Raw genomic sequence first — 8,140 nt, forward strand, 5'->3', positions numbered from 1 at the left:
CTAATCACGCCCCTGGTCATGCGCGCTGTCGCCGTAGCTTTGCTATTCGCCGTATTGTCATAGAGGCGCGCTCGAACCCCATGGGAATCTCTTTCCCCTCGCGTGATGATTGTGCCGCCACTCATTTCCGCGAGCACCTCGGCGCGGACATCGCCCTCAACCACCCCCCCATTGCTCTCTGCCAAAACCCCATGGGAAACGTTCTGGTGCGTCCTGATCAGCCCTCCGGTCATGCGCGCCGTTGCACTGGCTGCACTCCCCGTGTTTTTGTTGACCGACGCAGCAATCCCATGAGACGCTCCGCCGTGCGTGGTGATTGTGCCGCCACTTATTTCAGCGATCGCCGCGCCACCAATGGAGTCGGTTCCTGCAGAAAGCCCAGAGCTTGATCCGCTGTGACTATTGATACGCCCTTCGGTCATTTCCACCTTCGCCGTGGCGTTACTCCCCGCGTTTTTGATCTCCGCCCGAAGCCCGTAACTAAGGACAGCATGCGTGGTGACATCCCCGCCATTCATTTGCGCGGTCGCATCTCCACTGCCCTCGGTATACGCCTCAAGCCCGTGGTTATTGTAGTTAAGCGCCGGACCATCAGTGGTAACGCTCCCGTGGTGCAGTAGCACAGCGATATCGCCTGAAGTATTATCCGCCCCACGCACTGCCGCCCCAGAGACACCCCAAGCTTCCACCGTGATGGGTGCGTAATTGTCTGCGTTGTCTGGGGCATCAAGCATCAGAGTGAGCCCATCTGGCCCGGCATTGTATTCGATGCCATTGTGGGGAGTGATACCCGGAGAGGGAATGCTGGCGTCAGGGCACACTCTGACGACGCCGTTTATTATTTGGCCGCAAGCGGGGGCCGCCTGAGCATCAGCCTGGTCCGCTCCTCCGATGACAAGCGCCGCAGCAGTTGCCACAACCAACAAACCTGGTGCAATGCTCGCCACACGCCCCTTGAACTTGGTCAAACGACCAGCCCGAACCGAGACATTAAGCGGGCGAAGGGCGGGCTGGGTATCTGAGGACTGGTTTGTCATTCTGAAACTCTCCTGTGAGGGACTTGAGCACAATCGAGGCAAGGCACCGCCCTGCCCGTCAGGCAGTCAGTGGGTTGGTAGAAATGCGGGCAAAGGTATGGGCATCGGCCGGAGGCGTTGTTTGAGCCTCAACCGGAAGCGAACCACAGTTGACGGTCGGCCGCGCTGCTTTCGCGCCGTCCGTTCTGATCGCGGTAAAAAGTGTAAGGGAGTTGCAGCTGATCTCGCACCGGTAACCGCCACATAGGTGTAGCGGCTTGAGATCATAATCCGTTGGGCGCGAGATCATCGCTGTTTCTGGCTCAGATTATTTGAGACTATAATTCGATTTGGGACCACTTTATTTGAGAACGGGCTCAGAATAATTGAGACGGGCTCACATTTCTGAGACTGGGATCGGTGGGGTGAGACCATCCACATGACCTCATAGCGACAACCCCGCCATCCGCATTCGCTCTGCCAATTCGCGGGTCCGCGCGGGTTCAAGCTGCCCGCTCAGGAAGCGTTTGATCTCGGCAGGTTTGGACTGGAACTGATCCGCCAATACCTTCACAGAATAGCCCTGCCGGGTGAGACGTGGCTCCAAGTCATCAAAGTCGGGGGCCAGGGTGGCCGACACAATATCCGGCGTGATTGGTTTCTGGCCGATGCGGAACCCGGCCTCCAATGCCCGGTTTAAATATTCGGCAAACTGTAAGGGTGTGGTCAGGCGCTCTGCCAGTAGGTCCAGCGCCGCCGGTTCGATAATCTCGTCAAGTGGAGCGTCGTCCTCGGTACACTGGTCCAAAAGCCAGTCGAGATAGGTTCGGGACTCTTCCCCCAATCCTTCGAAGGGCAGGATATCAGTGCGATGCCCGATCTCTTCCATCGTTGGGCGGCGAAGGTCGTTTCGCAGCTTCGGATGGCCGACCAGAATAACGGACAGATTGCCTCCGCCGCGCGCGATCACTTCCATCAGGCGTTTCAGCCCGATCAATGTCTTTCCATACAGATCATGGGCCTCATCGACAAACAGCGCCACGGGCTTTCCGGAGCGGGCTACCAGCTTCTGAAGTTCTCGTTCCCTCTTTTCACCTTGGGTTGGAATCTTTGGTTCTTTCTCTCGTGAGAGATCGTAGAACAGGGCTGAGATTAGCGTCGGAACGGTCGTGCGGGCTTTGTCCACCGACAGGCTTTCGGCGACAGTGACCTTCTTTTCGCGCGCAATTTCATCTTGCAACCGGTGCAGGAACACAGTCTTGCCGATGCCAACTGGGCCTGTCACAGCGATCAGGCGTCCGGTTCCAATGCCCGCCCGGACGGTGTGGGTGATCTGACGATGGTTCTCGGTCTCATAGAATCCGGCAGCTCGCCAGTCCTTGATCAGCCCATATCGCGCCATGATCTCGGCATTCAGCATTACTCGCTCTCCTCTTCAGCGGCCGGTCGCTTAGGCGAGAACCGGGCAGTTATTCCTTGTTTGATTTCCGTCTTGTCGAGCGTGCGGTCGACAAGATCATTCACGAACGACAGATCCTCGTCTGTCAGGCGGGCCAGCGGCTTGTGCAGCAAATCCGAGACCCCGCGCAGCGCATCCAATCGGCTGCTATAGGTGAACTCTCCATAGGGATCCGGATCGACAAAGGCCTGGCTGGCGAACGGCAGTACGTCTGCGGCTTTGGCCAGGCTTGAATCCAACCCGGCAAGCGCCGATCTGGGCACCGAGATCTTCTGCGCAAGATCCCCGATCCTGTCGGCCCGCGCTTGAGTTTGTGTTTTTTTGGGCTTCCGGTAGCGATGTAGTGGAATAGGCCCACCTGACGGTCGATAGGGACCAAAGCGTTTGTCGTTCAGCTCGACAAACAGTTCGTGATCAAACAGACCCCACCAGAGGGTGACGGTCTCACCCGCCAGATCGGGATCAACCTCGTAGAACGCGCCATCAACACGAATGCGGGCATCCCCGGCAACCTTGCGGGTTTCAGGCTCTCGCGCGAAGGTGCAGAACCGTTCCCAAGAACACATTTGCCGGATACCGGTTGACGGCAGGTTCTTTACCCAATCTTCAATCCGACTGTGCGGCTCACGACGATGGGGCTGGGCATTGTATTGACCAATGAAGCGCGCCAACCAGGCATTGGCTTCCAACTCGGTTTCCGGTTTGTGGAAGTGATACAGCGTTTCATGGGCTTCTTTCACGGTGCGGAACGGGCGCTCCACTTTGCCCTTTGATCGCGCGGTCGGTCGTCGGCCATCGCTACCCGCAGGGTCATGGGTCATCACGCGCACGCCCAACCGTTCCATGACAGTGTGGAAGATCCCGCTTTTTGCAATGGGTCCATTGTCCAGATATATCGCCTCCGGAATGCCTTGCAGCTGGGTTTCATCTCCGTCCTTCGGTGCCATTGCGTTGAACAGGAAACGCAGGCCGCTTTCCACATCCTCGCCATAGACGCAGCGATACTCCTGAAAGGAGGTGCCGGAGCGATCATCAACCACGCTGAACAGCATGGGTACGGGAAGACCTTTGCGGTTTGGATCAATCCAGGATGGCTGTTCGATCTGTTTCAGGTCAGATGGGCTGATATCAAACTGCCAAAGAGCATTGGAGGTTCGTGCTTCAAACCGGACAGCGGCTGGTGCTCTGGTCATTCTTGCATGATCATATCCCCAGAGACGGAGATACCGGTTGACCGTGGCCTTGTTCAGTTGCGCCTTTGCGGCCTGAACCAAACCTTCGGGCGTTTCAACGCCATGATCCTCCAGAAGCTCGATGGCCCGTGCGGTCGATAAACGCCGCCCCTTCTTATTCGATGTGCGGATCTTCAGGGCAGCGATGATCTCACAGTATCGCTCCAATTCGGCACGAGGCACAGCTCTCGGCTCTCCCCGGTCCACGCGACGCAACCCCTTCGGTCGCAGTTGCCCTGACAAAGCGCGATATACAGTGGCCCGAGAAACACCAAAGAGGCTGGCCACGCCTTCAATCAAAACCCGCCGACCTGGATCACGAGGTGCAAGATCATCCAGCCGACGACGCAAATCGAGCAGGGCTTCTGCCGGAATGCCGCCCTCTTTGCTCATACGGAATTTCCGTCCAGCAGTTTCTGACCAGGCGCTTTCGCGGTTCCGTCCCCGTTTACATATTCGTAAAGCGTCGTTGTGGTGATCCCGAGGCGCTTTGCCAGATCTGAAGCGTTGGTCTCACGATCCGCCATGCCTTTCATTGCCATGCGCAACATGGTCAAATCCATCTTGCGCGGTCGCCCACCTTTCCGGCCCCGCGCACGTGCTGCTGCCAGCCCGGCGTGGGTGCGTTCAGCGATGAGTTCCCGTTCGAACTCGGCGAGGCTGGCGAAGATCCCAAAGACGAGCCTGCCATTCGCGGTTGTCGTATCAATCTCAGCACCAGCGCCGGAAAGAACGCGAAGGCCAACGCCGCGCTCTCGCAGGTCATCTACCGTTGCCACGAGATGCTTGAGGTCGCGCCCAAGGCGATCCAGTTTCCAGATCACCAGAGAGTTTCCCGGCTGAAGCGCTTTCATGCAGGCATCAAGCCCTGGCCGATGGTCCTTCCGCCCGGATGCCTTGTCTTCATAGATGCGCTCGGCATCGACACCGGCTTCAATCAGCGCATCGCGTTGCAAATCAAGGAGCTGGCTCCCGTCCGCCTTCGACACCCGTACATATCCGATGAGCATGGCAACTCGCCCCGCCAGAATAGACAGGATGCACCATGCAACCTCACTAAGATTTCCGCAACGGTTTTTCTGGTGATGTTCACGGCACCGTGTGACCGCCGCCGAGACCACAAGGAAAACGTCCGTTTTCCGAGTGCCGGTGCAATTCCGGGAGAGGGCGTTGACGGGTCAAAGATCTTCGGGCGCTCGCCTGTAGATTGAACGTGACAGGAACAGATGATTGGGTTAGCGTCTTGACAAACAACGTTTAAACCGATGTCTAAATTCAGAACAATGCCAAGAATATACCTGTTTTCTGTAGTTTTTATTGCCGCGGCTGTAGTCTGTTGGTTTGTCTTTGTTCAGATCTACAAACCAGATGAACAGGCTTATTTAGAAACAACAACATCCTACTACTTCAAACACATGTCTGAAGCTGGCCTCAGTGGGATTGCTGAATACGACGACTGTCGTCTGCAGCAAGGAGATCAGCGTGACAAGCAACAAGGTGCTTCAATGTTTGGACTATGCCAGACAGCAAGTGCCACAACAGATTATTTCTATATGATTGCGATGAGCCCAACGGCCTCATTTCTCTGTTCAGATCTTGAGGAGATACAAAAATGAGCGGAAGCGGCACTAGAAGTGACCCGTTTACCAGTTTGTCACGTGAACAAGCCGATGAACATTGGAGAAACGGAAACGGTGAAACTGTCTACGTCGATATGTCTTCTCATATGACGTCAGGGGGTGGAAACGTATTTTCACCGCGAGATTTTGCAACCCCGTTTGGCCAAGCGGTCGACGGTCTTCCCGCTGGCTCAACAGTTCGCTTCGAAACGAACCGAGCGATCAGGATAGAGACCGGTGCTGAGCGGGCAACTGCGACACACTCATACTACGGCAGTGATGGGCTGGCATCTGAAGAAGCATTCACTTGGGGTAATACTGCCGCTGGCTTTCGTGGAACCGTTACTACTTTGGAAAACGGGAATATTCTTGTAGAGGGTCAGATCAGGCCATTTAACGAGCAATTCGACTATTCCCCTAACACATGGAATCCGGTGTTGGAAGCTGCTCGGTTGGCTGGAAGAATAATAGCCGGGCCGGGAACCCCTTATGAAATTGTGTTTGTAGGCGAGGACGGTTTGCTGATTTCCGGAGAGTATCAGCTGATCGAGTTTGGTGATTTTGGTACATATAATCTTGTGTCCGTAAAGGATCACTGCTTTGTTAAAGACACCCCTATCCAGATGTGGCCGACCGATCCTTCGATTAAGCCACGAGATGACGGCTCGTATGACGAAGAGTTGGTGCTTTCGAAAGTTTGGGAGAAGCCTATCAGCGAAATCCGTATCGGAGATCTGGTTGTCGCCTATGACGATAGAGGTCGACTGGCACCCAAAACCGTGACGCGGACTATGACTAACACAGCCAAGCATATTCTCGATTTCTGGGGCACGGGCGTCACGCCCGGTCACGCTTACTTCTGCGCGGATGGCAAGTTCAAAGGCCAGCATGTGCCTTTGCTGGATATTCTCCGCACCGATGGCACGATCATGAAAAGCGACGGCGCTCAGATCCGCGCCGCAACCGGATTTGAGGTTGGCTCGATCCAAGACCGTCTGGTTCATGCCGTGGTGGGCGACAAGCAACCCAATGGGCAAATTGCCATCCGGGAGCAAGGACAAGTCCGATTGGGGACGCGCGTCATTCTTGAGAACGGGGAGCAGCATTGCGTTCTGGATATTCTCAACGCAAACGGTGCTCAGATTACGGAAGACGGCTACATCCGTTCCGGAGTTGGAGGTGCAAAGGTGCCGTTGAGTTGGACGTTCTCGGAACAGCTTCCAAAGCCCGAAGACTACATCCTGAGGCGCTCGAAGGTAACGCTTGAAGAGATCTATGCCGCGGGCGAATGGGAGCAAATCGGCCCGAGACTGCCTGCCCCAGATGGCTCGAAGGCTTCTCCGCAACATCGCAAAGCCACGCCGGTCTGCTCCCAAAAGCCTTTGGCTGCGGCAGACGGGATGCGTCAGCCAACCCGTGCGCTCAACCGCAAACAGCGCAAGGCAATGGAAGCCAAGCAGCGCAAGGCTGCCAAAGCCGGAAAACGACTGGTGAGTTGATCCATGCACGGAGGCGACGGCACCAAATCTGGCGAGTTAATTGACGCCTTTGAAGTGACCCGTTTCCCCAAGGGAGATGGCTTTCAATGGACAAAGCGGCCTACGCATTATCCAGAGCAACGGCCGCTCACACTCTACGGTATCGAGGTGGTCGATGAAAATGGCGATCCAGCCCCTTTCATTGCGCATCCGATACCGTTCAAGAACACCCTGAACTGAAACTCACAGTTCCCTTGGGTGCCAGTAGAGACGGTTCTAATCGGGTATCACCAGGCGCAGAACCACGATGGCGAAAGTGCAGCGACGCGGTTGCCGCTTACTGGCGGAGTTAACCGGGCTGAGGCGAAAGCCATCATGCCTGATCTACGGTAGCTTCCGGCGCGCGCACGTTCTCACTTAACCGATCCCAGTCTCAACAATGTGAGCCCGTCTCATTTATTCTGAGCCCAATCGCAACTAATGTGATCCCAAATCAATTTACAGTCTCAAATAATCTGAGCCAGAAACCCCGATAATCTCGCGCCCAAGGGTTTATGATCTCAAGCCGCTACAGCTAGCGATAGCGTGGTTCTTAAGAGAAACCTTCGCCTCGGCTACTCCCGCTTCACTTTGAACCAACCGCTGAGAGGGGGCGACTACACCGCTGGGATATGGCAGGACAAGGTCAAAGCCGTTCATAAAGGTATGGACACAGTTTTGGTTGAAATGGACACACTAAACGGATTTACGGCTGAAGGAAACAGAGCCTACGGAGACCTCTAGATCGAGCTGTTAATCCCAAAACAAGATATCCTTTACCTCAGCAATCACGTTCCCGAAGCTGAAACCGGTGAATTTGTTGTTTTGAATAGGAGTGTTCGAGGGAAGACTTCGGTTCCTGTCAGCGGCATTAAAGCTCTGGTTGACGTTACCGACCCATAACTAACAGGCGGCGGTTGCCGTCTGATCATTCGTCGCTCCTTCCACTTTTTACACAAAGGCATCGAGATCCGCAGGTTCACGAACCCAAGTGTGTTTGGCCCGACTGGCTCGAACGTGTGAAATCGACCCCTATGTGTAGTGAATTGCACTTATCCGGCGCTCGGATTGCAAACATCCCAGTTGAATGCCTTGGAGGCTATCCGCCTAATACGTGATTCTGCCAGCGGCACATGTCGGCGCAGGGCGATGGCTTCTAAACTAGAGCAATTTAAAACGTGCGATCAATGATTTCAACCACTTGCCATGTCGCATCATGCGTTTGAAATAATTCAAAGGAAATCAAACACAGCAAACAAACAGGATTACCAACTTATTCAGGCACCCCAGGGAGGCG

Annotated in this window: 6 protein-coding genes and 1 pseudogene; 3 read left to right on the forward strand and 4 right to left on the reverse strand. The window is 55.2% G+C overall.

Annotation, left to right across the window (positions count from 1 at the left end):
• From ACR1XY_RS23690 to ACR1XY_RS23705, 4 genes and pseudogenes are all read right to left on the reverse strand, one after another.
• Positions 1-1,037, reverse strand: a pseudogene (locus tag ACR1XY_RS23690) (hypothetical protein); the annotation flags it as partial.
• 424 nt (positions 1,038-1,461) lie between these two features.
• The gene (locus tag ACR1XY_RS23695) at positions 1,462-2,436 is read right to left on the reverse strand and encodes an ExeA family protein (RefSeq protein ID WP_480425612.1); all 975 of its coding nucleotides are present in this window, start codon (positions 2,434-2,436) and stop codon (positions 1,462-1,464) included.
• Positions 2,436-4,082, reverse strand: a complete 1,647-nt coding sequence (locus tag ACR1XY_RS23700; protein WP_480597151.1) for a transposase family protein — start codon at positions 4,080-4,082, stop codon at positions 2,436-2,438. The genes ACR1XY_RS23695 and ACR1XY_RS23700 overlap by 1 nt, the downstream gene beginning before the upstream one ends.
• A 14-nt stretch (positions 4,083-4,096) precedes the next feature.
• Positions 4,097-4,717, reverse strand: coding sequence for a recombinase family protein (locus ACR1XY_RS23705; RefSeq protein WP_480424859.1), 621 nt, complete (start codon positions 4,715-4,717; stop codon positions 4,097-4,099).
• 255 nt (positions 4,718-4,972) lie between these two features.
• Here ACR1XY_RS23705 and ACR1XY_RS23710 point away from each other — a divergent pair, with 255 nt between their 5' ends.
• From ACR1XY_RS23710 to ACR1XY_RS23720, 3 genes are read left to right on the forward strand one after another with little or no spacing between them, the layout of a single operon-like run.
• Entirely contained in the window at positions 4,973-5,323 is a 351-nt protein-coding gene (locus ACR1XY_RS23710) for a hypothetical protein (RefSeq protein ID WP_480424860.1), read from the forward strand.
• A complete protein-coding gene (locus ACR1XY_RS23715) occupies positions 5,320-6,825 on the forward strand; it encodes a hypothetical protein (protein WP_480424861.1) in 1,506 nt (501 codons plus the stop codon). The genes ACR1XY_RS23710 and ACR1XY_RS23715 overlap by 4 nt, the downstream gene beginning before the upstream one ends.
• Positions 6,826-6,828: 3 nt before the next feature.
• Positions 6,829-7,044 carry a hypothetical protein gene (locus ACR1XY_RS23720; RefSeq protein WP_480424863.1) on the forward strand — a complete coding sequence of 72 codons (216 nt, stop codon included), beginning with the start codon at positions 6,829-6,831 and terminating at the stop codon, positions 7,042-7,044.
• Positions 7,045-8,140: the final 1,096 nt, after the last annotated feature.

It is taken from the genome of Ruegeria sp. AD11(2025) (assembly GCF_056542405.1).